Source organism: Novosphingobium sp. SG707, from assembly GCF_012275515.1.
Lineage (GTDB): Bacteria > Pseudomonadota > Alphaproteobacteria > Sphingomonadales > Sphingomonadaceae > Novosphingobium.
This window is the reverse complement of the sequence record NZ_JAAZQL010000002.1, coordinates 418,197-441,897: the sequence shown is the minus strand read 5'-3', so window position 1 is coordinate 441,897 and position 23,701 is coordinate 418,197. Positions and strand designations below refer to the sequence as shown.

The 23,701-nt window shown below is 66.2% G+C and carries 16 protein-coding genes; 9 read left to right on the top strand and 7 right to left on the bottom strand.

Features of this window, described 5'->3' with window-relative positions:
* Positions 1-41: 41 nt before the first annotated feature.
* From mdoH to FHW92_RS06735, 4 genes are read right to left on the bottom strand one after another with little or no spacing between them, the layout of a single operon-like run.
* Entirely contained in the window at positions 42-1,832 is a 1,791-nt protein-coding gene (mdoH, locus tag FHW92_RS06750; protein WP_168602489.1) for a glucans biosynthesis glucosyltransferase MdoH, read from the bottom strand.
* Positions 1,829-3,328: a glucan biosynthesis protein gene (locus tag FHW92_RS06745; protein ID WP_246869981.1), complete on the bottom strand. Its 1,500-nt coding sequence runs from the start codon at positions 3,326-3,328 to the stop codon at positions 1,829-1,831. Before FHW92_RS06745 ends, mdoH begins: the two co-directional genes overlap by 4 nt.
* Positions 3,325-4,497: an efflux RND transporter periplasmic adaptor subunit gene (locus FHW92_RS06740; protein ID WP_349237654.1), complete on the bottom strand. Its 1,173-nt coding sequence runs from the start codon at positions 4,495-4,497 to the stop codon at positions 3,325-3,327. Before FHW92_RS06740 ends, FHW92_RS06745 begins: the two co-directional genes overlap by 4 nt.
* Entirely contained in the window at positions 4,490-5,335 is an 846-nt protein-coding gene (locus tag FHW92_RS06735) for a TolC family protein (protein WP_168602487.1), read from the bottom strand. Before FHW92_RS06735 ends, FHW92_RS06740 begins: the two co-directional genes overlap by 8 nt.
* Positions 5,336-5,507: 172 nt before the next feature.
* On the opposite strand from FHW92_RS06735, the gene FHW92_RS25670 reads away from it, so the two are divergent.
* Genes FHW92_RS25670 through FHW92_RS06725 form a run of 3 tightly spaced genes read left to right on the top strand, consistent with a single transcriptional unit; the run spans position 5,508 to position 10,952 of the window.
* Positions 5,508-6,284 (top strand): hypothetical protein, encoded by a 777-nt coding sequence (locus tag FHW92_RS25670; protein ID WP_246869980.1) that lies wholly within the window; start codon positions 5,508-5,510, stop codon positions 6,282-6,284.
* Positions 6,285-6,297: 13 nt separating this feature from the next.
* Complete coding sequence (locus FHW92_RS06730) at positions 6,298-7,764, top strand: DNA polymerase Y family protein (RefSeq protein WP_246870025.1); 1,467 nt, start codon at positions 6,298-6,300, stop codon at positions 7,762-7,764.
* Positions 7,761-10,952, top strand: coding sequence for an error-prone DNA polymerase (locus FHW92_RS06725; RefSeq protein ID WP_168602485.1), 3,192 nt, complete (start codon positions 7,761-7,763; stop codon positions 10,950-10,952). The genes FHW92_RS06730 and FHW92_RS06725 overlap by 4 nt, the downstream gene beginning before the upstream one ends.
* Here the strand turns inward: FHW92_RS06725 and FHW92_RS06720 are convergent.
* Positions 10,935-11,813: a LysR substrate-binding domain-containing protein gene (locus tag FHW92_RS06720; protein WP_168602484.1), complete on the bottom strand. Its 879-nt coding sequence runs from the start codon at positions 11,811-11,813 to the stop codon at positions 10,935-10,937. The genes FHW92_RS06725 and FHW92_RS06720 overlap by 18 nt on opposite strands.
* 75 nt (positions 11,814-11,888) lie before the next feature.
* Here FHW92_RS06720 and FHW92_RS06715 point away from each other — a divergent pair, with 75 nt between their 5' ends.
* The 6 genes from FHW92_RS06715 to FHW92_RS06690 all read left to right on the top strand — a co-directional run bounded on the left by FHW92_RS06715 (position 11,889) and on the right by FHW92_RS06690 (position 20,849).
* The gene (locus FHW92_RS06715) at positions 11,889-12,881 is read left to right on the top strand and encodes a putative sulfate exporter family transporter (RefSeq protein WP_246869979.1); all 993 of its coding nucleotides are present in this window, start codon (positions 11,889-11,891) and stop codon (positions 12,879-12,881) included.
* A gap of 48 nt (positions 12,882-12,929) precedes the next feature.
* Complete coding sequence (locus FHW92_RS06710) at positions 12,930-13,607, top strand: response regulator transcription factor (RefSeq protein ID WP_168602482.1); 678 nt, start codon at positions 12,930-12,932, stop codon at positions 13,605-13,607.
* Positions 13,608-13,609: 2 nt separating this feature from the next.
* Positions 13,610-14,995, top strand: coding sequence for a HAMP domain-containing sensor histidine kinase (locus FHW92_RS06705; protein ID WP_168602481.1), 1,386 nt, complete (start codon positions 13,610-13,612; stop codon positions 14,993-14,995).
* Positions 14,996-15,120: 125 nt separating this feature from the next.
* The gene (locus tag FHW92_RS06700; protein ID WP_168602480.1) at positions 15,121-18,312 is read left to right on the top strand and encodes an efflux RND transporter permease subunit; all 3,192 of its coding nucleotides are present in this window, start codon (positions 15,121-15,123) and stop codon (positions 18,310-18,312) included.
* Positions 18,305-19,459, top strand: a complete 1,155-nt coding sequence (locus FHW92_RS06695) for an efflux RND transporter periplasmic adaptor subunit (RefSeq protein WP_168602479.1) — start codon at positions 18,305-18,307, stop codon at positions 19,457-19,459. Before FHW92_RS06700 ends, FHW92_RS06695 begins: the two co-directional genes overlap by 8 nt.
* On the top strand, positions 19,446-20,849 hold the full coding sequence (locus FHW92_RS06690) for an efflux transporter outer membrane subunit (protein ID WP_168602478.1): 1,404 nt from the start codon (positions 19,446-19,448) through the stop codon (positions 20,847-20,849). The genes FHW92_RS06695 and FHW92_RS06690 overlap by 14 nt, the downstream gene beginning before the upstream one ends.
* On the opposite strand, the gene FHW92_RS06685 is transcribed toward FHW92_RS06690, so the two are convergent.
* Positions 20,846-22,618 (bottom strand): chemotaxis protein, encoded by a 1,773-nt coding sequence (locus FHW92_RS06685; protein WP_168602477.1) that lies wholly within the window; start codon positions 22,616-22,618, stop codon positions 20,846-20,848. The genes FHW92_RS06690 and FHW92_RS06685 overlap by 4 nt on opposite strands.
* A 10-nt stretch (positions 22,619-22,628) precedes the next feature.
* Positions 22,629-23,699, bottom strand: coding sequence for a chemotaxis response regulator protein-glutamate methylesterase (locus FHW92_RS06680; protein ID WP_168602476.1), 1,071 nt, complete (start codon positions 23,697-23,699; stop codon positions 22,629-22,631).
* Positions 23,700-23,701 lie beyond the last annotated feature (2 nt).

Here is a 23,701-nt window from a genome sequence, read left to right as displayed (position 1 = left end):
AAGGGCGGCGGGATACCTGCCGCCCTTATTCTTTGGCCCCCCTATTCTTTGGGAGCCGTCGGGTCGGCAATCTCGGGCCTTGGCACGGCAAAGATGCCCGCATGGCCCGCCCTTGATCCCAGATCCTCGCTGGACGTCAGGCTGATCAGCCATGGCGAAAGCAGCAGGCCCAGCGCCAAAGGCGAAAGCCACAGCCCAAGGCTGGTGCTGTAGAAAAAGGTCGCGGCAAACAGCGCGCCCAGCAACAGATGTTCGCGCAAAGACCCCAGCAGCCCCCGCACCGGCAGCCGCCGCGCCTCGCGCGCCTGCGTGTTCCAGCCCGAGGGCACACCCATCAGCAACGCCCCCAGCGCCTTGGTCTGGGTCACCATCGTCACCGGCGCCAGCAGGATCGAAAGCACCGTCTCCAGCGCCACCGAGCGCACAATGCTGCCGCCTCCGCCAAAAGTCCGCGCCCGCGCCGGATCCGCCAACAGCCAGAGCATACCCATCACTTTAGGCCCGAACAGCAGCACCAGCGTCAGCCACAGCACATTGAGCGGCATCCCCCCCGCCGCCTGCCACTCGCCCGCCGCGCCCATGCGCAGGATCGAGGTGATGACCAGCAGCAGCCAGCCCGGCGAGGTGAGATAGGCCGAAGCCCCCAGCAAGAGATGCAGCCGATGCGTCAGGCTCAGCCCCGAAGCGCCCAGCAATTGCAGATGCTGCAGATTGCCCTGCATCCAGCGCCGGTCGCGGATGGCGAAATCGACGATGCTGGGCGGGAATTCCTCATAACTGCCGCCGATCATGATCATGTGGACCGCCCAGCCGCGACGGCGCAGCAGGGCCGATTCAAACATGTCATGGCTCTGGATCGGCCCGCCAAAGGGCGGATTGCCGGGCAATTGCGGCAATCCGCAGGCCTCGGCAAAGGCACGGGTGCGCACGATCGCATTATGGCCCCAGAAATTGGCCTCCGACCCCGACCACCACAGCAACCCCGCCGAGGCAATCGGGCCATAGGCCTCGCTGGCAAACTGCATCCAGCGCTGAAACAGGGTGCGCGCGTTCGTAATCATCGGCACGGTCTGCAACAGGCCGACCGAGGGGCGCTCCTCCATGATCGCCGCCATGCCGACAATCGCATGGCCGCTCATCAGACTGTCGGCGTCCAGCACCAGCATATTCTCATAAGATCCCCCAAAGCGGCGGACCCATTCGGCAATATTGCCCGGCTTACGTTCGGTATTTTCGGCGCGGCGGCGATAGAACAGGCGGATCGGCAGGCGGGGCGCCAGTCTGGCCCAAGCCTCCTCCTCCAGCGCGCCATGATCAGGGCGCGAATCGCTCAGTACGAAGAAGTCGATCCACGGACCGCCTCCCGATGCGGCAATCGAATGACCCATCGCCTCGACACGGGCAAAGACTTCCTCGACGCTTTCATTATAGACCGGCATCAGCACCGCTGTGCGATGGCGCAGCGCCTTGGCAGGGCTGGGAATTTCGGTGAAGCCGGGATGTTCGCCGCTGATCAGCTGTACAAAACCGATCGTCGAGGTGACAAAGCCAAAGGCCACCCAGCTGAACAAGGGCACAAAGCAGATCAGCAGCGCCACCTCGAACCAGTCCAGCCCGTCGAGCGAGAATTGCACCCGCAGTTCGCTCGAGGCCGCCAGACTGAGCACCGCCGTCAGCAGCACCAGCAACAACCGCTTCATCCCCATGCCGTGCGGGCGGGTCAGCACCTCGATCCGCGCGGGCGGATTGCCGAACAGATCCTGCACCGGCATGGCCAGCGGCGCCTCGGGCGGCAGTTGGGGCAGATGCGCGGCGCCCTTAGGGGGTGTCATGGCCGCACCGTCTTGATGACTGTCTCGCTCAAAGCCCCGCCCGCCCGGCGCAGGAACAGGCGGAACTCATTCTGCTTCAGCCCTTCGACCCGGACATCCATCACCACGCGCCACAGGCCGCTTTGCCCCTCCACCGGAAAGACATTGGCCATGATCATCGCCACGCCCAGATCGGTCACCGCCTCAACCTTGCTGTCCCGCGTCAGGCCGCGCAGCGCCGGGCCGGAAAAGTCGAAGACATAGCGCGTGGCCCCGGCAATCGGATCGGCGCCCGGCACCCCGCCCGGGCCAATGAAGTGATTGACGCAGACCGCATTGGCATCGCCCGCCAGATCGCCCTGTCCCCAGCGCAGTCGATAGGCGAAATCGCGGCGGTCCCCGGCGCGCACGGGCCGGTCGGACACCCACATTGCCGCCATATTATCAACATTTTCCGAGATCGTGTTCATCTCGTACAGCATCACCGCGCCCGGCCCCCAATCACCCTCCGGCGATACCCAGAGCGAAGGGCGGCGGTTGTAGAAATTGAGGTCATCCTGATAATGGTCAAAGGTGGTGTCGCGCTGGATCATGCCAAAGCCCTTCACCCCATCGGCGCGCAGCATATGGACGCGCGGCCCCGGCGGATTGTCCAGCGGGCGCCAGATCCGCTCGCCCGTGCCGGTGTGGATGGCAAGGCCGTCGCTGTCATGCACCTCGGGCCGCCAGTCGCCATGGGCGGGGCGGGCGGACTGGTCGAAATCGAACATGCTGGTGATGGGTGCCACGCCCAGCCGCGCAATGTCGCGCCGGACGAACAGCGCCGTACGCACCCCGTGTTCCACCCCCGCAGCCGTGCGCGTGATGTCAAACGCATAGGCGCCGCACAGCGAAGGTCCGTCGACCAGCGCATGGATCAACAGATGATCCGCCCCCTTCTGTTCGATCCAGAAATCGGTGAAGGCGGGAAATTCCTCAGGCCCCGGCATGGCGGTGTTCACAGCAATTGCGCGGGCCGACAGGCCATATTGCCCGGTCGGCCCCACCGCGCGGAAATAGGACGCGCCAAGGCTGGCCAGCCAGTCGCCCCCGCCATGGGCCTCCATCACGCGGAAACCGGCAACATCGGCCGATTGTCCGCCGCCGAACAGGCCATGGGTGTCCACGATCGCGCGCGCCACGCCATTTTCCACGACATGGATGTTCACCGCATCGGGCGCCGTATCCACCTTGGCCGGAAACAGGCGCAACCGGCCCGCCACCATCTCGGCGGGATCATAGCTCAGCCGCACATGGGTGTCGAAATCGGGCACGGCATGGGCGGCTATCTGGCGGGCATAGGGGCGGCGGGCGCGGGCCTGCGCCTGTGCAACCAGATCATCCCACGAAAAGCGCCGGGCGGGGCCGAAACGCCCCGGTATGGCCGCCTCGCCCAGGGCGCGCCCGGCAAAAGCCATCAGCAAGGCGCCCAATCCGCTTTTCGTCACATTCCTTCGGGTCAATCGGGAAATCATCATGGTCCTTTGTGGTCGCGCCGCCAACCGATGATCACCTGATCGCCCGGCTGCAACGCGCTCGACAAGACTTCGCTGCGGTGGCCGTCATTGGCCCCCAGCGCAACGGCGACAAAACGCGGGGCACCATCGCTGTCTGCCACATAAACGCCGCTCTGGCGGCTGCGTTCCTCGCCATGCAGGCTGAAAGTCAAAGCGGCATTAGGAACCAGCAGGACATTCTCGCGCTCGGCCAGATCGATTTGGGCCAGCGCCTCAAGGCCGGGCAGCAAGGCCGCGCCCTCTTTTTCCGGCGGCGCCAACGCGAATACCGCCTCGCGCCCGCCATGGGGCAGACGGTCGATGCGCACCAATGTGGCCTTGCGCTCAACGTCGCTTTTGCCATCGACCAGCACCCGCGCCCCGGCCTTGGCCGCCATGCGCCCGGCATCGCTTTCGGTGATCGGCACGGATATGCTCAGCTTTTCGGGATTGGCCGCGATGGTGCAAAGCGGTTGTCCGGCATGGACCCATTGCCCCGGCGCCACCGAACAGGCCACCAGATAGCCCGCAAAAGGCGCCCGCGCGATCGCATTGGCCATGGATGCCTGATCCATCTCGATCTGCCGCTCGCCCTGCGCAATGGCGTCCTGCGCGCGGGACAGGTCGATCTGCGCGCGTGAAACGTCGGCGCGCGCGCCCTCCATCTCGTTAAGCGAAGGCACCCGCCCGCCCGATTTGCGCCACACGCCCTCATAGCGATCCAGCCGCACCTGATGCTCGCGCAGGGTGATCTGGGCGCGTTGTGCGGCCTCCTTGGCGCTCTCCAGCGCGGCCTGATTGCTCTCCAGACTGCGCGCCAGCGCCTGCGTGTCGAGCACCACCAGTTCCTGCCCCGCCGCCACGCGCATTCCGCCCGGCGAGGCAAGGCTGACCACCACGCCATCCTGCGCGGCGGCAATCGTCACTTCGCCCTCGCCATGCAATGTGCCGCGCAGCGAGAGTGTGGGCGTCAGATCGCCGCGCTCAACGGGGGCCGAGAAATAGGGCGAATCCGTCCCCACCAGAAAGCGCGTGAACAGCCAGAGCGCCGCAAACCCGGCCAACACCACCAGCAGCAGCACGGTCAGCCCACGCCGCCGCCGGGGCGTCTGCGCGCCCAACAGGCTGTCGGTCGGCGATAATTCAGCCACAATGCGCCTCCTCGGCCATGGCCTTTTCGCTCCATTGGCGGATGGTGGCAAGCGCGGCGGTGTGATTGGCCATGATCTGCGCCTCGCGCGCGGCCAAGGCATTGGCCTCGGCCACATAGAGCGTGGCGAAACTGGCCGCCCCGCCGCGATAGGCGATGCGGGCATTGGTCAAGGCCGCCTCGGCCTGCGCCAGCAAAGGATTATGGGGTGCCGGATTGCCGATCGGCATGGCCGAGGTCTTGTCCAGCCTTGCGCGCAGAGCCGCGCCGTCCTGTCCGGTCAGGCGCGCCAGATCAGCCAGCGCGCGCTCCAGCCCGGCGCGGGCGGCCTCCTCGTCGCTGGCATTCAGGCCCACCATCACGCCTGCCATATCCTCGTCCAGCGCGGGCACCAGACCGGCCTCGCGGCGGAAATGGGCGATTTCGGCATTGTCGGCCCATGGCGCCAGCATCGCATGGCGCGCGGCCAGACGGTCGGCCCAAGCACGCAGCCGCAGATAGGCCCCGGCCACCGCCTCGGCCTTTTGCAGGCGCTGCACCATACGCTCATGCTCCTGCGCGTGGCGTTTTTCGGCGCTTTGGTGATGCAGCACGGCCCGGATGCCGCCGCCGATGCCCCGCTGCGGCGCGTCGCAAACCGGCGGCAGGGCGCTCAACGCCTGGGCCACCATTTCATCCAGCAGCGCATCGCCCGATTGATGCCACCAATCCCCCGCCGCCGATGGCTCAGCCTGGGCCGGAGCCTGCGTATGAAGCCCCGCTTGCGGCGTACAGGCCGCGCAGGCGAGGAGGAGCGCCGGAACCAGCCCTTGGAAACGGGTCCGTTCGTGAAGAAACATGAACTTGTGCACCTTCGCTGCTTAGCAGAAGCGGGGATGGACCGTAGGGAAAGCCCGCTCCATCCATCGCGCGTAGGCAACGCTTTAGCGGTCAACCTGTGGCAAATCCTTGGTTTGCAATGGGGCAAGCGGGGTCTTGATCTTCACCCCGATTGGAACATAATAAGAACATATGAGAATCATAAACGCCCCCTCTCCCTTGCCCGATGCGCCGCCCATCCGCCGGTGGAGCAGCGGCATGGAGGCCATGGACGCCGCGCTGGGCGGCGGGCTGGCTCATGGCTGCCTGCATGAAATCTATGCGGCCGAGGTGGGCGATGGGGCGGCGGCGGCGGGTTTCACACTGGCCGCCGCTATGGGGATGTGCGGAGGCGGCATGGGCGGGGCGCGGCCCCTACTCTGGCTGCGTTCGCGCCGGGCGGTGGGCGCGCTGGGCGTCTTTCAGGGCGCAGGTTGGGCAGAACTGGGCGGCGCGCCCGATGGCGGGCTGGTCGGTGTGGTGGGCGATACGATGGGGCTGCTGCGCGCTGCGGTCGATGGCTTGCGCTGTGCAGCGCTGGGGGCGGTGGTGGTGGAAAGCTGGGGGACGATGCGCGAGCTGGATCTGACGGCGAGCCGCCGGTTCGCGCTGGCGGCGGAGCAGTCGGGCGTGCCCCTGCTGCTGCTGCGCGTGGATGCCGAGCCATCACCCAGCGCCGCGCGCACGCGCTGGCAGGTAAGCGCCGCGCCCTCCTGCGCCCTGCCACAGGCCGGGCCGGGCGATGCGCCGGGCGCGCCCTGTTTCGATATTACCTTGTTGCGCCAACGCTCCGGCCCCTCGGGCCAGAGCTGGCGGCTGGAGTGGGACCGTGAAAAATGCCAATTCCGTGAAGCGCTATCTGGCGCTGTGGTTCCCGCTCCTCTCGACAGACCGGCTGGTGATCGAGCAGGAAAACGGCACGCTGCATAACGCCCCCTTGGCGATGGTGACCAAGGTGCGCGGGGCCTTGCGGCTGGGCGCGGTGAATGGCGCCGCGCGGGATCGGGGCATGGCGGTGGGCATGGCGCTGGCCGATGCGCGGGCGGTTTTGCCCGATCTGATCGTGGCCGAAATGGATGAACAGGCCGATGCGCATTGGCTGATGCGTCTGGCGCGGCGCTGCGGCGCGTGGTCGCCCCATGTGATGGTCACGCCGCCCGATGGGCTGGTGATGGAAAGCACCGGGGTCGATCATCTGTTCGGCGGCGAGGCAGGTCTGGCCGCGCAGGTCGAGGATGCGATGGCCGATATCGGCATGACCACGCGGGTCGCCATGGCCGCCACATCCGAGGCGGCACAGGCTCTGGTTCGTTATGGGGTGCATAATGGCCAGGGGCCGGTGGCCGATGAAGGCGGCGCCATCCGCGCCCTGCCGATTGCCGCGCTGGGGCTGGAGGATGAGGCGGCTCTGGCGCTGTCGCGCGCGGGGCTGAAAACGGTAGGCGATGTGGCGGGGCGCTCGATGGCCGCCATCGCCGCGCGTTTCGGAGGCGAAGCCGTAACCGCCCTGCGCCGCCTGCTGGGCGAGGAACAGGCGCCGATTGCGCCCATAATTCGCCCCCGCCCGCTGCGTTTCGAGCGGCGTTTTCCCGAGCCCATCGGCCTGCAATCCTCCATCGCGGCCTGTTTCCTCGACCTGATGCATCAGGCTGCGGGCGAGATGGCGCAGCGCGATCTGGGCGGGCGGCGCTTTGCCCTCACCCTGTTTCGCAGCGATGGGGCGCGGCATCGGCTGATGATCGAAACCGGCCTGCCCACGCGAGATCCGGCGCTGGTGCTGCGCCTGTTCGATGAACGGATCGCGGCGCTGGCCGATCCGCTCGACCCCGGCTTCGGCTATGACCGGATCACGCTGCTGGTGCCTCTGGCCGAACCGCTGTTGGCCAGCCAGAGCGCGCTGGATGGCGAGGAAAAGCAGGAAGCCGCGCTGGCCGAATTGATCGACCGGCTGAGCACGAGGCTGGGGCCGGATGCGCTGCGCCGCCTTGTGCCACAGGACAGCCATATGCCGGAACAGGCGCAATATGCCGTAGCCGCGATCCATCATGCGCCGGGCCATCACGCGCCGATTGCATGGCCCGCCCCCGCGCAGGGAGAGCCGCCCTTGCGCCCCCTGTTCCTGTTCGATCCGCCGCAACAGGTTGATATCATTGCCGAAGTGCCCGACGGCCCGCCCCATCGTTTCCGCTGGCGGGGCACGCTTTATGAGGTGAGCCGGTTTGAAGGGCCCGAGCGCATCGCCGCGCAATGGTGGCGGCGCAAGGAGGGCGAGATCCCCGGCATGGGCGGATTGACCCGCGACTATTACCGGGTCGAGGATCGGCACGGGCGGCGCTACTGGATTTTCCGCCATGGCTTGTATGAGGAAAAGCCCGATCCGCATTGGTATATGCATGGGCTTTTCGCATGAGCGCGCCTGCTTTTGCCGAGTTGATCGCGGCCAGCAATTACAGCTTTCTGCGCGGGGCATCGCATCCGGCCGAAATGGTGGCGCGGGCCGTCAAGCTGGAGATGGCCGGACTGGGCATCGCCGACCGCAACAGCGTGGCGGGCGTGGTGCGCGCGCATAAGGCGTGGAAGGATCTGGGGCGCGAGAGTTGCGGGCTGAAACTGGTGGTGGGCGCGCGGCTGGTCTTTGCCGATGAGACGCCCGACATCATCGCCTATCCGGCCACGCGGCATGGCTGGGGGCGGCTGACGCGGCTGCTGACTTTGGGCAATCGGCGGGCGGAAAAGGGCGATTGCATCCTGCGTCTGCCCGATCTGCTCGATCATGCCGAAGACCTGCTGCTGATCGCGACAGGTCAGGATCGCGGCGTGCTCGAACGCTTGCAGGAGGCGCGGCCCGGCGCGGTCTGGCTGGCCGCGCATATGCTGCGCGGCGGGGCCGATGCGCGGCGTCTGGCGGCGGCGCAGGCTTTGTCGGCGGCCACCGGCGTGCCTTTGCTGGCCAGCAATGACGCGCTTTACGACAGTCCGCAGGCGCGGCCCCTGCACGATATCCTCACCTGTATCCGCGAGGGCGTGACGATCCAGAGTGCCGGCCGCCGCCTTGCCATCAATGCCGAGCGCCATCTGAAAAGCCCCGCCGAAATGGCGCGTCTGTTCCGCGCCTGTCCGGTGGCGGTGGAGGCGAGCATGGACCTGCTCTCACGTGTGCAGTTCAGGCTGGATGAGCTGCACTATGAATATCCGCATGAGCCGGTGCCCGATGGGTGGCAGCCGCAGGGTTGGCTGGAACATCTGGTGATGCGGGGCATCAAAAACCACTTCGCCAATGGCCTGCCCAAGAAGTATTTCACTGTATTACAGGAGGAATTTAGCCTCATCCGATCGCGCAACTACGCGCCCTATTTCCTGACCGTGCATGATATCGTGCATCACGCGCGCAGCCTCGATCCCCCCATCCTGTGTCAGGGGCGCGGCAGCGCGGCCAATTCGCTGGTCTGCTATTTTCTGGGCATCACGCCGATTGATCCGGTGCGCGAGAAACTGCTTTTCTCGCGCTTTCTGTCCGAAGCGCGCGACGAACCGCCCGACATTGACGTCGATTTTGAACATGAGCGGCGCGAGGAGGTCATGCAATATATCTATGCCCGCTATGGCCGGGACCGCGCCGGGATCGCCGCCACCGTCATCCATTACCGCCCGCGCAGCACAATCCGCGAGGTGGGCAAGGCGCTGGGCATGAGCGAGGATGTGACCGCGCGCCTGTCCTCGACGATCTGGGGCAGTTGGGGCGGCGATGTGCCGCAGGCGCGCGTCGAGCAGGCGGGCTTTGACCCGGCCAATCCGGTGATCGCGCGAATGAAAAATCTGGTCGATCAATTGCTGGAATATCCACGCCATCTTTCGCAGCATGTCGGCGGCTTCGTGCTGTCGCAGGGGCGGCTGGACGAGATGGTGCCGATCCACAATGCCGCGATGCCCGACCGCACCTTCATCGAATGGGACAAGGACGATATTGAAGAGCTGGGCCTGATGAAGGTCGATGTGCTGGCGCTGGGGATGCTGACCTGTATCCGCAAGAGCTTCGACCTGCTGCGCCAGCATGGGTTGGGCGATTTCAGCTTGCGCAATGTGCCGCTAGAAGACCCAGGCGTGTACCAAATGCTGTCAAAAGGCGACAGTATCGGCACGTTTCAGGTCGAAAGCCGGGCGCAGATTGCGATGTTGCCGCGCATGAGGCCGCGTAAACTCTACGATCTGGTGATTCAGGTGGCGATCGTGCGGCCCGGTCCCATCCAAGGGGGCATGGTCCATCCCTATCTGCGCCGCCGCACGGGGGAGGAAAAAGCGACCCTGCCCAGCCCGGGTCCGGGATATCCTCAAAAGGAACTGGAGGAGGTGTTGGCCAAAACAGAGGGGGTCCCCCTGTTTCAGGAACAGGCCATGAAGCTGGCCATCGTGGCGGCTGCCTTCACCCCGGCCGAAGCCGACGGATTGCGCCGCGCCATGGCCGCCTTTCGCCACAAGGGCACGGTGGACCGTTATAAGGAAAGGCTGGTGGGCGGCATGATGGCGCGCGGTTATGACCCTGAATTTGCCGAAAGATGCTTCAAACAGATCGAAGGCTTTGGCGACTACGGCTTTCCCGAAAGCCATGCGCAGGCTTTTGCCTGGCTGGCCTATGTGTCCTCATGGCTGAAATGTCGGCATCCGGCGGCCTTCACCTGCGCGCTGCTCAACAGCCAGCCGATGGGCTTTTACGCCCCCGCGCAACTGATCCGCGATGCGCTGGAGCATAGCGTGGTGGTGCGCCGCATTGATGTGAGCCACAGCGCATGGGACTGCACGCTGGAGGAAGGCGGGCTTGTGCTGCGGCTGGGTTTTTCGCGGCTGGACGGGTTTCGCCGCGAATGGGCCGATGCGATTGCCGATGGGCGCGATCATGGCCCTTATCAATCGGTGGAGGATCTGGCCCGGCGCGCCGCCCTGCCGCCTGCGGCCTTGCGCAAACTGGCCGATGCCGATGCGCTGAAATCTCTTGGCCATTCGCGGCGCAGCGGTTTGTGGGAAGTGCGCCGCAAGCCGCCCGCGCAATTGCCGCTTTTCGCCCATACCGGGGCGGCCGAACTGGGGCGGGAAACTGATGCTCCCCTGCCCGAAATGCCCAAACAAGAGGAGATCGTAGCCGATTATCAGACCTTGCGCTATTCGCTCAAAGGCCATCCGATGCAGTTCCTGCGCGATGCTTTCAAACAGGAGGGCGTGTCGCCTTGCTCGCACACGCTGGATCGGGCCGATGGGCGCAAGATCCGCGTGGCGGGCGTGGTGCTGACCCGCCAGCGGCCCGGCAAGGGCAATGCGGTTTTCATCACCATTGAGGATGAAACCGGCATTGCCAACGGGCTGCTCTGGGCGCGCGATCTGGAAAAACAGCGCAGCGCGGTGATGGCCGCGCGGCTGATGCTGATCGAGGGGGTGATCCAGCGCAGCAAGGAGGGCGTTGTGCATGTGATGATCGACCAAGTAATCGACCGCACCGCAATGTTGGCCGGGCTGTCGGGAATGTCCGGAGGCGAAACGCACCGGCCATCGGCGCACCGCCATCCGCGCAATGTTCGCATCCTGCCGAAATCACGCGATTTTCATTGAGGCGACAAAAGCCTCGCCGGCCGCGCTCAAACGCCGCGCGCGATGGGTCAGCATGGCAAAGCGGCGCGGGGCAAAGGGCCAGTCGAGCCGCACCACCCGCCCCGCCGCCACGCGCGAAGCCGCCGCATATTCCGACACCGCCGTGATCAGATCGCCCGCCTCCAAGGCTTCGAGCACCGCGCCATTGGCGGGCAGTTCGAGCCGAATATCCAGATCGCCCCAATCCAGCCCCGCCTGCGCCAGGGCCAGCCCCAGATGCGCGCGCGTGCCCGACCCCTGTTCGCGCAGCACCCAGACCGCCGCGCGCAGGGCATCGCGGTCCAGCGCCCGCCCCGCCAGCGGATGATCGATCCGCGCATAGAGGCCCAGCCGGTCCTCGCCCACCGGCTGCACCCGGAGCAGATCCGCACCCGCCTCGCCCTCGACAAAGGCCAGATCGGCCTCGCCCGCCAGCACAGCCTCGGCGCTTTCCTGCGTGTTGCCAAGGGCAAGGTCGAGCGTGATGCCCGGATGACGCGCGGCAAACCGGGCCATGCGCGCGGGCAGCCAATAGGTCGCTACGGTCTGGCTGGCCGCGATACGCAGGGTGCCCCGCCGCAATCCGGCCAGATCGTCGAGCGCCTGCGCCGCCTCGCGCGCCCGCGCCAGCACCACGCGCGCCTCGGGCAGAAAGGCTCGCCCCGCCTCGGACAATTCGATCGAGCGCCCCACCCGGTCGAACAGCCGCAGCCCGTGCCGCCCCTCCAGCGCGGCAATCGCGGCGCTGACCGAGGGCTGGGTCAGGTTGAGCTCCTGCGCCGCGCGCGTCATGTTCAGGCTTTGCGCGACGGCGACAAAGATGCGGAGTTGTTCGAGAGTCATTTAATAGATTTACTCTATCATAAATACAAATTCAATTGATTGGATCATTGAATGGCGCGGGCGCAAAAGCCGCCCATGCCCATACGATCTCTCCTCCCCGGCCTTGCCTTTGCCTCGGCCATCGCCCTTGCCGCTTTCGCTCTTGAACAGGTCCAGCTTGCGCTGCTGGGCAAGGTCTGGCTCGATGCGCTGGTGCTGGCAATCCTGCTGGGCGCCTGCGCGCGCAGCCTCAGGCCGGTGCCCGATGCCTGTACGCGGGGTATCACCTTTGCCGCCAAGCCGGTGATGGAATGGGCCGTCGCGCTGATGGGCGCCACGGTCAGCCTTGGCGCGCTGGCGGGCATGGGCGCAGGGCTGGTAGCCGCGATTGTCGCGCTGATCGCGCTGACCATCGCGCTGGGATATGCCCTTGGCCGCTGGCTGGGGCTAAGCGGGCGAATGGCGCTGCTGGTGGCCTGCGGCAATGCGATTTGCGGCAATTCGGCCATCGCCGCTGTTGCCCCCGCCATTGATGCCGATGGCGATGATGTAGCCGCCTCCATCGGCTTTACCGCAGTGCTGGGCATTGCGGTGGTGCTGATCGTGCCTGTGCTGGCGGGGGCCTTGCATCTCGATGCGGTGCGCGGGGGGATGCTGGCGGGGCTGACGGTCTATGCCGTGCCGCAGGTGCTGGCCGCCGCCCATCCGCTGGGGCCGATTGCGGTGCAGGTGGGCGCGCTGGTCAAGCTGGTGCGCGTGCTGATGCTGGGGCCGGTGGTCGCGGTGCTCTCGCTGGTCCATCGCGGCGGGGGCGGACGCGGCGTGGCCAAGGGGCGCTCCTTCCCGCTGTTTATCCTTGGCTTTCTGGCGCTGGCCGTCGCGCATACGGCCGGAATGATCCCGCCCGCGCTGTGCGATGCCGCCCATCATGCCAGCCTGTTGCTGACCGTGCTGGCCATGGCGGGGCTGGGCCTCAGCGTCGATCTGGCGCTGGTGGCCCGCGCCGGGCTGCGGGTCAGCGCCAGCGCAATTCTGTGCCTGATGGTGCTGTTTGCCATGGCGGTGCTGATCGTGCGCGTGCTGGCGTAAATTGCATTTCACTTGCCCCTCCCCGCGCCGAGGCACTAGGGAGCAGGCATGACCCAGATCATGGTGGTGGAAGACGATGCCGAAGTGGCGCAGGTGATCGCCGATCGCCTGCGGGCGCAGGGCTATGACGTGCTGCACGCCACCACCGGGCGCGAGGCGCTGGCCCATACCCATGCCGCCCGTTTCGATGCGATCACGCTGGACCGGATGCTGCCCGATATGGACGGGATGGCGCTGGTCGCGCGGCTGCGCGCCGAAGGGGTGACCACGCCGGTGCTGATGATTTCCTCGCTGGGCGATGTCGATCAACGCATCGCTGGCCTGCGGGCGGGCGGCGATGATTACATGGTCAAACCCTTTGCTCCCGACGAAGTGGCGATGCGGGTCGAGGTCCTGCTGCGGCGCGGACGCGACTATCCGGCCGAAGGGCGGATCACGGTCGGCCCGCTGGAAATGGATCTTATCAAGCGCAAGGTCTGGCTGCATGGCGAGCCGGTGGCCCTGCTGCAAAAAGAGTTCCGCCTGCTCGAACTTCTCGCCCGCCATCCGGGCCAGATCCTGAGCCGCCAGATGATCTTTGAACAGGTCTGGGGCTATTTCTTCGATCCGGCGGACAATCTCATCAATGTCCATATCGGCAAATTGCGGCGCAAGCTGGAAAAGCCTGGCCATGCCCCCATCATCGAAACGGTGAAGGGCGAAGGCTATCGGCTGGTGGTGGGCTGATCTTGCCGGCCACGCGCCCTTCCCTGCGGCGCCCGTCGCTGCGCCATCCCTCGCTTCGCTGGGCGGAATTGCGGCGCACGTCCACCTTTCGGCTGATGCTGGCGCTGGGGGCGGTGTTTCTGGCGGCGGTGGCCCTGCTGCTGGGCGTGACCTATCGCTTGACCCAGCGCGAGCTGATCAGCCGTTCCGATCTCATCCTGGCCTCGGAAACCGCGCGGCTTGGCAGCGGGGCCGCCGATGAACGCGCAGGCCGGGTGCAGGCCGCGATTGCTGCCAGCACATCGGGCCTCAACTATTTCGCACTGATCGACGTGCAGGGCCGCGAGATCGCAGGCAATCTGCATTGGCAAGGCCCCCCGCCCGCCGAAACCATGAAGGAATGGCGCGCCGGAACGCTGGCCCCCAGCCCGCTGCTGACCATGACCACGCGGCTGCCCGACGGGCAAAGCCTGATCGTGGCGCGCGACATTACGCCTGCGGTGGAATTTCGCGCCCGCATCCTTGCGCTCTCGCTGACAACCGGGGCTGTCGTGGTGCTCTCGGCGGTGGTGGCGGCGGTCGCGCTGGGGCTGGGGCCGCTGCGCCGCATCGGGCAATTGCGCGCGGATGCCAAACGCATCGCGGCGGGCGAGTTTGCGCACCGGATGCCGGTATCGACGCGCGGTGACGAACTCGATCTGGTGGCCACCACGATGAACGGCATGGTCGAGGAAATCGAGCGGCTGATGGAGCAGGTGAAGGGCGCGACCGATGCCATCGCCCATGACCTGCGCAGCCCGCTGGCCCGATTGCGGATGCGTCTGGCCATGATCCAGCCAAGGCCCGAAGGGGTCGATCAGGCGGTCGAGGATATTGATGCGCTGCTGGCCCGTTTCGACGCGCTGTTGCGTATTGCCGAGCTGGAAGCGGCCAATCGGCGCGCCGGTTTCGGCCCGCTCGACCCGATGATGCTGATGACCAGCGCGGCCGAACTCTACGAACCGCTGGCCGAGGAGCGCGAGATCGAAATCGCACTGAGCGGAAGTTATGGCCATCAGATCATCGGCGATGAAGCGCTGCTGGTCGAGGCGGTCGGCAATCTGCTGGACAATGCCATCAAGTTCACGCCCCATGGCGGCAGGATCCGCCTGTGCCTGATCCGGCGGGGCGAAGAACTGGCGATCGAACTGGCCGACAACGGGCCGGGCATTGCGCGATCCGAACGCGATGCGGTGCTGCGCCGTTTCTATCGCGGCGCGGCCAGTCGGCAAACGCCCGGCTCCGGGCTGGGCCTCAATCTGGTGGCCGCAATTGTCCATCTCCACGGCTTCGGGCTGGAACTGGACGATGCCGCGCCGGGTCTGATCGTGCGGATCCGCGCGCCCGAATATCGCGCCGCCGGGGCCTGAACGTCGGCCTGCGCACCCTTGTGCGCAACCTAAAATCCAATTCATTTGAATCCTGACCCGCGCGGTACGAAACGCATGATCGCAACCGGCGCATCCTCCTACCGCGTCGTCAAGATCGGGTATTCATGCTCCAACTCGTCAAAATCGCGCTTGGCAAACCATACACATTCGTGGTCATGGCCATTCTCATCGTGCTGGGCGGCTCCATCGCCTGGCTGCGTTCGCCCACCGATATTTTCCCCGATATCAAGATGCCGGTCATCGCGGCGGTGTGGACCTACAAGGGTCTGCCGCCCGAAGACATGGCCGGGCGCGTGGTCTATTATTACGAGCGCCAGCTTTCCACCACCGTCAACGATATCGACCACGTTGAAAGCCAGTCCTATGCGGGCGTGGGCGTGGTCAAGATCTTCTTTCACCCCGGCGTCGACATCCGCACCGCCACCGCGCAGGTGACCGCGATTTCGCAGACCGTGCTGAAACAGATGCCGCCGGGCATGACCCCGCCGCTGGTGATGAATTACAACGCCTCTACCGTGCCGATCCTGCAATTGGCGCTGTCCTCGCCTTCGCTGGGCGAACAGAAAGTGTTCGACTACGGCATCAACGCCATTCGCCCCGGTCTGGCCCAGGTCGAAGGCGCCGCCGTCCCCACCCCCTATGGCGGGCGCGAACGTCAGATCCAGATCGACATCGATCCCGCCGCGCTTCAGGCCCACCACCTGTCGGCCACCGATGTCGGCTCGGCGCTTGCCGCGCAGAACCAGATCGTGCCGCCCGGATCGGCGCGCATCGGCACCTATGAATATAACGTCCATCTCAACAACAGTCCCAGCGCCATCGACGATCTCAACAAGCTGCCCATCCGCACGGTGGGCGGCACGACGATCACCATCGGCGATGTGGCCCATGTGCATGACGGTTCGCCGCCCCAGCAGAATATCGTGCGCGTCGACGGCACCCGCGCGGTGCTGATGACGATCCTCAAGGCGGGGTCTGCCTCGACGGTGGCGATCGTAGACGGGGTTAAGCAGATCGTGCCGCAACTGGCCGTGACGCTGCCTTCCGATCTCAAGATCTCCTATCTGGCCGACCAGTCGATCTTTGTGAAAGGCGCGGTTTCGGGCGTGATCCGCGAAGGCGTGATCGCCGCTGTGCTGACCAGCCTGATGATCCTGCTCTTCCTTGGTTCGTGGCGTTCGACGGTCATCATTGCGGCCTCGATTCCGCTGGCGGTGCTGGCCGCCGTGATGGGCCTTGCGGTCAGCGGCGAGACGCTCAACATCATGACGCTGGGCGGCTTGTCGCTGGCGGTGGGCATTCTGGTGGACGATGCCACCGTCACCATCGAGAACATCAACTGGCATCTTGAACAGGGCAAGGGCGTGCAGGACGCGATCCTGGACGGCGCGCAGCAGATCGTTCAGCCCGCGCTGGTCAGCCTGCTGTGCATCTGCATCGCCTTTGTGCCGATGTTCTTTCTGCCGGGCGTGGCGGGCTTTCTCTTTGCCCCCATGGCCAAGGCGGTGGTCTTCGCCATGATCGCCTCCTTCATCCTCAGCCGCACGCTGGTGCCCACCATGGGCAATTTCCTGCTGCGCGCCCATGCCCCCGAACATATCGGCGAACAGATGCGCGAGCATGACGCCACCGTGGGCCACCCCCAGACACACAACCCCCTGCGCCGTTTCCAGCATGGTTTCGAAGTCCGCTTCGAAAAGGCGCGCAGCTGGTATGTCGGCGCGCTCAGCCTGGCGCTGGCCCGGCGCAAGCAGGTGGTGATCGGCTTTGCCGTCATCGTTGCGCTTTCGCTGGCGCTGGTGCCGTTTCTGGGGCGCAATTTCTTCCCCTCGGTCGACACCGGGCAGATCGGCATCCACGTCCGCGCGCCGGTCGGCACCCGTATCGAAGAGGCCGCCGCGCAATTCGACCGCATTGAGGCCCGCGTGCGCGCCGATCTGCCCAAGGGCGAGATCGCCAGCGTGACCGACAATATCGGCCCGCCGGTTTCGGGCATCAACCGCGCCTATTCGAACACCGGCGGCATCGGCCCGCAGGATGGCGACATCCTGATCTCGCTGAAGGAGGATCACGCCCCCACCGACGAGTATCTGCGCAAGCTGCGCGCCGATCTGCCCCGCGCATTTCCGGGCACGGTGTTCTCGTTCCTGCCGGTTGATATCGTCAGCCAGATTCTGAACTTTGGCGCGCCCGCCCCCATCGACGTGATGATCACCGGCCCCGACGCCAAGGCCAATGAAGCCTATGCCCATATGGTGGCGGGGCGGATGGAGCGGCTGGGCGGCGTGGTGGACGTTCGCCTGCAACAGGCGTCGAACTATCCCCAGATCGGCGTCGATATCGACCGTGCGCAGGCAGACCGTCTGGGCATCACCGAAAACGATGTGACGCGTTCGCTCTCGGTGGGCCTGTCGGGGTCCAGCCAGATTGCGCCAACCTTCTGGCTCAACCCCAAGAACGGCGTGTCCTACCCCATCGTGGTTCAGGCGCCGCTGTGGCACACCGACAGTATCGCCGCGCTGCAAAACACCCCCGTCAGCGGCAGCACCGGTGCGTTCCAGACGCTTTCCGCGCTGGGCACGCTGAAGCGCGGCCCCAGCGCGGCGGTGATTTCCCACTATGCCGTCCAGCCCGCCTTCGACATCTATGCCGCCACGCAAGGGCGCGATCTGGGCGCGGTTTCGGCCGATATCCAGAAGATCCTGGATGCCACCAAAGGCGATCTGCCCAAGGGCGCCAAGGTCACGCTGCGCGGCCAGACCCAGACGATGAACACCGCCTTTGTCGGCCTGATTGCCGGTCTGGCGGGTGCTATCGTGCTGATCTACCTGCTGATCGTGGTCAATTTCCAGAGCTGGGCCGATCCGGCCGCCATCGTCTCGGCCTTGCCCGCGGCGCTGGCGGGGATCGCCTGGATCCTGTTTGCCACGGGCACCACGCTTTCGGTGCCTGCGCTGACAGGCGCGATCCTTTGCATGGGCGTGGCCACGGCCAACTCAGTGCTGGTGGTCAGCTTTGCCCGCGAAAGGCTGGCGGCCTGCGGCGATGCGCTTCAGGCCGCGCTCGAGGCCGGTTCCACCCGTTTCCGTCCCGTTCTGATGACGGCGCTGGCGATGATCATCGGCATGGGCCCGATGGCGCTGGGCATGGGCGAAGGGGGCGAACAGAACGCCCCGCTTGGCCGCGCCGTCATCGGCGGTCTTATCTTTGCCACCATGGCCACGCTGGTTTTCGTGCCTGTGGTGTTCAGCCTGATCCATCGCGGCGATCAGAAGGAGCTTTCCCACAATGACTGATTTTTCCTCAACGCAGGCCACCCCTCCCCCCCCCCGGGGCCTGCGGTCGGCGGGCATCGCGGCCGGCATCGTCGCGATCGCCGTGGTGCTCGCCGGCACCTATTGGCGCATGCATGAAAATGCCGAGGCGCATGAATGGGCCGACACGCAAAGCACGCCCACCGTGCGCCTGATCACCCCCAAGCCCAGCGGGGCCAGCGACGAGCTGGTCCAGCCCGGCACGATCGAGGCATGGACATCGGCGCGCCTGTTCGCCCGCGTGCCCGGCTATGTGCGCGCATGGTATGCCGATATCGGCGCGCATGTGGCCGCCGGTGCGCCGCTGGGCGCCATCGACACGCCCGAACTGGACCAGCAGATCATTCAGGCCCGCGCCACGCTTGTCCGCGTCAAGGCCGAGGCCACGCTGGCGCGCACCACGGCGGCCCGCTGGACCGACCTTCTCAAATCCCATTCGGTTTCGCAGCAGGAGACCGATGAAAAGAACGCCAATGCCGCCACCCATGTCGCCGCCGTGGCCGAGGCGCAGGCCAATCTGGGCCGGTTGCTGGCCATGAAGGCCTATGCCACGATCCGCGCGCCTTTTGCCGGAACCGTGACACTGCGCAATGCCGACATCGGCGATCTGGTCGGGCCGGGGGCAACCAATCAGAACCCGATGTTCGCCATGGCCGACGGCCACCGGCTGCGCGTCTATGTCAGCGTGCCGCAGCAATATGCGCCGCTGATGCATCCGGGCCTGTCGGCGCGGCTGACCGCGCCCGCCTGGCCGGGGCGCAATTTTGAGGCAAAGCTGGTCGATCAATCGGGCGCGATCAATCCGCAGACCGGCGCGCTTCAGGTGCAATTGGTGATGGACAATGCCGATGGCGCGCTGCGCCCCGGCGGTTTTGCGCAGGTGCATTTCGATGTGCCGGTGCCTGCCGGACGCCTAAATGTGCCGTCGAGCGCGCTGATCCTGCGCGGCGGCGGGGTCAAGGTGGCCACCGTGGACGCATCGGGCCATGTCCATTTCGCCACCGTCACCATCGCGCAGGATCAGGGCAATTCGGTCGAGATCAGCTCGGGCCTGAAGCCGGGCGAAAAGGTGATCGACAGCCCGCCCGATTCGCTGCTGGAAGGGGAAAGCGTGCATGTTGCGCAATAACAAGCGCTGGATCGGGCTGCTGCCCCTGCTGGCGGCGGCATGCAGTCAGGCCCCCGCCTATCATCCGCCTGTCACCCCCCTGCCCGCCAAATTCGCCGATGCTGACAAGGTATGGGGCGAGGCCCAGCCCGCCGCGCCGCAGGTGGACAAGACATGGTGGCGCGCGCTGGGGGATCCCGGTCTGGACGCGATGGAGGACCGGCTGGAGCAGGACAATCCCAGCCTTGCCGTCATCCTTGCCAAGCATCGTCTGGCCATGGCCGCGCTGCGCCAGAGCAAGGCGGCCACGATGCCCGATGTGGAATCGAGCGGCACCCTCTCCCGCAACCGGCAATCGGACGACCGTCCGTTACGCGGCGGAACCCAGCCCGCCTATTACGAGGCCGATACGGTGGGCGCAGGCATCAGCTATGAGCTGGACCTGTGGGGCCGGGTGCGCGACAGCGTGAAGGCCGCGCGCGCCAATGCGCAAGCCAGCGCCGAAGACGCCGCCGCGCTGCGCCTTGCCCTTCAGGCCGATCTGGCCAGCACATGGGCGGCGATGCGCGGGGCCGATCTGGAAATCGCGATCCTGTCGGACGCCGTGGGCGCCTATCAGCGCGCCGATGATGTGACGCATCACCGCTATGACGGCGGCATTGCCACCGGCATCGATGTGGGCCGCGCCGATGCGCAATTGGCCGATGCGCAGGCGCAATTGGCGCAGGTGCGCGCCCAGCGCGCCGTGCTGGCCCATGCGGTGGCCACGCTGGCGGGCATTCCGGCGGGCGAGGAAAAGATCGACACGCTCGACCATCCGCTCTCGGTGATCGGCGCGCCGACGGCCCTGCCCGCCGCCTTGCTGCAACGCAGGCCCGATATCGCTGCGGCCGAAAGGCGGATGTATGCCGCCAATCGTGCCATCGGCGTGGCCCGCGCCGCGCGTTTCCCCCAGATCTCACTGGGCGGCAATGGCGGTTTTCAGAGCATGGCCGTGTCCAGCCTGATTTCAGCGCCCAATGCTTTCTGGGCGCTGGGGCCGCAATTCTCGCTGCCGATCTTTGACGGCGGCCGGATCAAGGCCCGCATCGAATCCGCCCGCGCCGATTGGGATGCCGCCGCCGCCAATTATCGCGGCAGCGTGCTTCAGGCCATGCGCGAGGTCGAGGACGGTCTGACCTCGATGGACCAGTTGCAGCAGGAAAGCGCCGCGCAAAACCGCGCCGCCGACGCGGCGGGCAAGGCGTCCAAACTGTCCTATGAACTCTATATCAAGGGCGCGAACACGCTGCTCGACGTGGTGACGGCCGAGACCGCCGAACTGGCCGCCCGCCGCCGCGCCGCGCAGGTCGCCACCCAAAGGGTGCAGACCAGCATCGCTCTTGTCCGCGCGCTGGGAGGAGCGGCCTAAAACAGCGCGTCATCGAACAGGGCGTCATCATCATCCGGCGGCGGACTGATGGCGCCCGCAGTCCCGGCATGGCCCGTTGAAGCCCCCGTCAACGGCGCCATGCCGGGCAACAGATGGCGGTCATGCACCCGCCGCTCGCTGCTCATCGTATAGCGGCGAGCCAGATCCTCCATCAGCGCGGCGGCGGGATGCGGGGATGCGGCATCCGGGTCGGCCTGATCCGCCCCGGCCAGCACGGCGAAACTGTCCGTCATCGCGCGCAGGCTTTCCGACAATTCGCCGCAGATCGACAATTCGTCGCAGGCCACATCGATCATGCCCGCAATGCCCTGGGCGCGCCGATCGACCTCGGACATTGCCTCCTCGCTCTGGCCCGCGCCCTGCTGGATGATCGAGAGCGCATTGGTCAGCATCGTGTCCACGCCCGATTGCGCACCGGCCTCATGGCCGATTTCAAAGGCCTCGCTGCGAACGCCCAGATCATCGGCCACCTTGGCAATGCCCAGGATCAGCTCGGCCAGTTGCTGGGAGCAGATGCGGATTTCATCGGCGATCACCGCGACAGGCCGCCCGATCTGGGCATCCCGGCGAGCGCGGATGTTCACATTGATCGCCATGTAATCGACATCGAAACGCAGGCTCTCGATCGTCTGCACCCGCTGGCGCAGGGCATGGACCACCTGCACCACGACATCGGCGATCTCGACGGCCTTTTCATTGGCGCGCTGCAACTGGCTGGTCATGCCACGGGCGCCCGCGATGCAATCGCCCAGATCGCGCAGAAAATGGCCGTTTTGCTGCATCATGTCATCGCGGTGGCCATGGCTCAGCAATTCCGCGCAATCGGGCCCCAGCGCCCCCAGCGCGTCGAGCAGATCGCCGGTCTGGGCGATGAAGTCCCCGGCCAGATCGCCCAGTTGGTCGCCATAGAGGCGCAGCATATGGCCGCGCGTTCCGGCAGCATCGAGCGCGGCCGGATCGGCCAGCACCTGTTCCAGCGCACGGCAACCGTCCAGCACATGCTCCAGCCTTTGGCGGGTGATATCGCCGATTTGCATCGCCCCCAGCGCATCGCCCACCCGCGATTGCAGGCGCAGGATAATGTCGCGCGAAAAGGCGGCCACCTGCGCCAGCCACATCTGGCGCGAGCGCAATTGATCAACCTCGCGCACCAGCCGGTCGGGCACCTGCGGGATCACGCGCGAACATTCGCGCGCCAGCACATCGTCCACCCGCCGCATATCGGCCAGACTGGACTGCATCAGCTTGATCTGGTTGTTGAATGCCTCGACCTCGCGGCTGCCCGATTTCAGCTTCACGCTCATATCATTGGCAAATTCGACAAATTCATCGGCACCCGCCGCCGCGATCTTCAGATTGACCGTATAGAATTCCAGCACGGTCAATATGCGCGCGATTTCCGCCGAATGGGTGCCCAATTGCTGCATCACGGCGGCCAGAGCGGTGACCTGACGCGACCTTTCGGCCTGCCGCGCGGGGGCCTCGCGCAATTGCCGGGCGGCGCAGAGCAGCGCCTCGGCGGCCTCACTGTCCTCGCCCGAATCCTCGCCCAGCACGCGGCTCATCATGTCGAGGCCCGACAGGACCGCCCCCATCGCCTCGACCAGCCGCGCCAGCGTTTCGCCCGCCGGGATGAAGCGGGAATCAAGGCTGGCGACAATATCGGCCATGCCCGCCTGCGCATCGGCGGTCTGGCCAGAGGCCGGGGCGGGGTTGTTCTCAACCAGCGTGAAGCGGGCGTGTTTCATGGCAATACCTTCACTTTGCCGCGGCGTGGAGCAATTCGCGCGCCACATTGCCCAGCGGCACGATACGATCGACCGCGCCGCGCGCGATGGCTTCCTTGGGCATGCCGAAGACCACGCTGGTCGCCTCGTCCTGGGCGATGGTGCGCGCGCCGGCCTGCTTCATTTCCAGCATCCCCTGCGCCCCATCATCGCCCATCCCGGTCAGGATCACGCCCACCGCATTGCCCCCCGCCGATTGCGCGGCCGAACGGAACAGCACATCGACCGAAGGACGATGGCGCGAGACCAGCGGCCCATCGCGCACGCTGACGGTATAGCGTGCGCCCTGCCGCGTCAGCAGCGTGTGGCGCCCGCCCGGCGCGATCAGGACATGGCCGCGCATCACCGTGTCGCCATCCTCGGCCTCCTTCACATCGACCTCGCACAGATCGTTGAGGCGCTGGGCAAAGGAGCGGGTGAAATGCTCGGGCATATGCTGGACAATGACGATGCCGGGCGCATTGGCGGGCAAAGCCTCCAACACCTCGCGCAGCGCCTCGGTGCCCCCGGTCGAGGCGCCGATGCAGACGATCTGTTCGGTGGTCCGGCTCATCGCGCGCGATCCGGGTGGAGGCAGCACGGCGTCGGCGGTCAGCTTTTTCTGCGGCATGACCGGCTTGCGCTCGGTGCGGGCGCGCACGCGGGCGCGGGCCGCTCCCTTGACCACGTCGCAGATCCGCTGATGCTGCTCGGCCAGAAAATCGGCCACGCCCGCCTGAGGCTTCAGGATCACATCCACCGCGCCCGCCTCCAGCGCCTGCAGCAGCGTGTCGGACCCGCTCTCGGTCAGCGAGGAACACATCACCACCGGCAACGGACACTGGCTCATCAGTTTACGCAGGAAGGTGATGCCGTCCATACGCGGCATTTCCACATCCAGCGTCACCACATCGGGCAATTCTTCCTTGATATAGCGCGCCGCTGCAAAGGGGTCGCTGGCCGCGGCGATCACTTCGATCTGTGGATCGGCCGACAGGATGCGCGTCATCATCTGGCGCACGCTGGCCGAATCATCCACGATCAGCACTCGGATCTTGGCCATGG